Raw genomic sequence first — 1945 nt, 5'->3', positions numbered from 1 at the left:
TTTGATTAATTTCTTTTGCCATAATGCCAAATTCGTCGTGGGATTCTATTTTGATGAGATTGGCTGTTTGTGTATCGTGGTTGAGGTAGGAGAAGAAATGAGACAACCCTTGTTGAATGCGTTTGAGTGGTTTTAAGAAAACCCGAATGATGTAATAAAGTATAATAGAGCCAATAACGATAAGTATTGAATTGATGATGAAATTTTTAACAGCAGTGATATTAGAGGCTCTTGTATAATCGCCATGGTCTGCGCTTGCAACCATAATCCAACCAAAAGGCATTACCCGATAATGTGCGATTCTTTCTGTGTTCGTATGGTCTGTGAGATTGATGATTCCTTGTGGATTTTGTTTGGCTGCTTTGGAAATTGCAATCTCTTGTGGAGTTTGTTTGCCATCTAGCACTAGGCTTTCAATTTCGTGGGAAACGATTTCATTGTTTTGGTCCATAATGTAAATATTTAAGCTTGGAAAATCTGAAGTATCAAAGTTTTTGAAACGTTCTTGGAATAAGTCCAAAGGAATATCTACTGCAACTACTCCAGCAAATTTGCCATTTTTGTGGAATGGTAATGCAGCAGTTGCCAAATGTCTCCCAGCTAATTTGCCGCTTTTGGAAAGATAAGCAGGCGTTACGATAAAGCCATCTTTTTGTTTGGCTTGTTGATACCATAGAGCCTCTCGCATATCTTTGTATGTGGAAGGAATCGGAGTGAAGCTATCACTAAAGCTAGAGGGAAAATGTTCCTCTAGCCATTCATCAACGAAGTCTCCATTATCTTCATAAACCATATAAACATCAGGATATTTCACGGTGTATTGGACGCTTGATAATGCCTTGCGAAGAGAAACAACATCGTAGCGGTCAATACTTGCTATTTCCTCTGCCAAGAATTTTAAATGTTGTTCCGCCTCAATATTCATTGTGATGTTGATAGTCGTATAAGACGCCTTTAGAATCTCTTCTTGTAACATAGTATAAACTTTTGTTGAATCGTCTGTCGTATTTTTATAATTTAATATTGCACTAATACTAATCATAATAACAAAGGCTATCACGATTGCCCCTGCAATTTTTGTAACCAGTGAAACCCTTAACGCTTTCATAAAACCTTCCTTATTGAAGAATTTAAAGTTCCATAATTTTATTTAAATCCCTCTTTTAATTTAATTAATACCTTAGTTTAATGTGAGAAATAAAGAAAATATTAATCACTTAGAATCCTGCAAAATAAGGAATCCAAGTGAAAAGTTAGAGTCGGATTGAAAGATTAAGCAAGTTGTGCTTTGAGCATCCAAATTGCTTTTTCTAAAGCAGCGATTTTTTCGTCTGCTAGCCCAACGGTTGCTTTATCATTTGCATCGTCTGCTAAGTCTGAAAGCTCTCTAAAGGATTTTAGGAAATATTCATAGTCCGGTAAAATAGATTTTAAAATTGTTTTGGAATCAAAGCTTGTGCCTTTGTCTTCTTTGATTTTGCTAGCAGCTAGCATATCTTTAAGGGTTACAAAAGGTTTTTCACCGATTTGAATCACGCGTTCTGCCACTTCGTCCATTTGTTCTGTGATTTCATCATACATATTTTCTAGTGCTGAATGCACAGGGTGGAAATCTGCACCTTTGACATTCCAATGATAATTATGAAGCTTGATATAGAATACAGCTGAATCTGCTTGGATTTGTTTAAGTGTTTGAACAATTTTATTCATTGTTGTCTCCTTGATTAAAATATTTATGAATTATACAGAGGAGATTCTTAAAGGAAAATAATTATCATTAAGAAAATGAACTTGCCAAGCCAATAAATTTTATGTCATAATTCCTCAATTCTAAGGATTATAGGATTTAATGTGGAATGGCTGGGATTATCTTTTTGTGCGCAAGGAGAATATCCGCTAGAATCAGTAAAGGCTTGTAAGGGGTTTGTGGTTTTGTTGCGAGGTT

2 protein-coding genes are annotated in these 1945 nt (G+C 35.3%); both read right to left on the bottom strand.

Going from position 1 to position 1945, the window contains the following annotated elements; all coding sequences use genetic code 11:
- Positions 1-1108, bottom strand: a 1108-nt coding sequence (locus Q1553_RS08105) for a cache domain-containing protein (protein ID WP_300842911.1), incomplete at its 3' end; no start/stop codon positions are given.
- A gap of 164 nt (positions 1109-1272) precedes the next feature.
- Positions 1273-1710, bottom strand: coding sequence for a DNA starvation/stationary phase protection protein (locus tag Q1553_RS08100; protein WP_297571445.1), 438 nt, complete (start codon positions 1708-1710; stop codon positions 1273-1275).
- Between the last annotated feature and the right edge of the window lie 235 nt (positions 1711-1945).

The organism is Helicobacter sp. UBA3407 (genome assembly GCF_949747025.1).
Classification (GTDB): domain Bacteria; phylum Campylobacterota; class Campylobacteria; order Campylobacterales; family Helicobacteraceae; genus Helicobacter_D; species Helicobacter_D ganmani.
The sequence above is the reverse complement of the archived record's forward strand: the minus strand, read 5'-3'. Positions and strand labels throughout refer to the sequence as shown.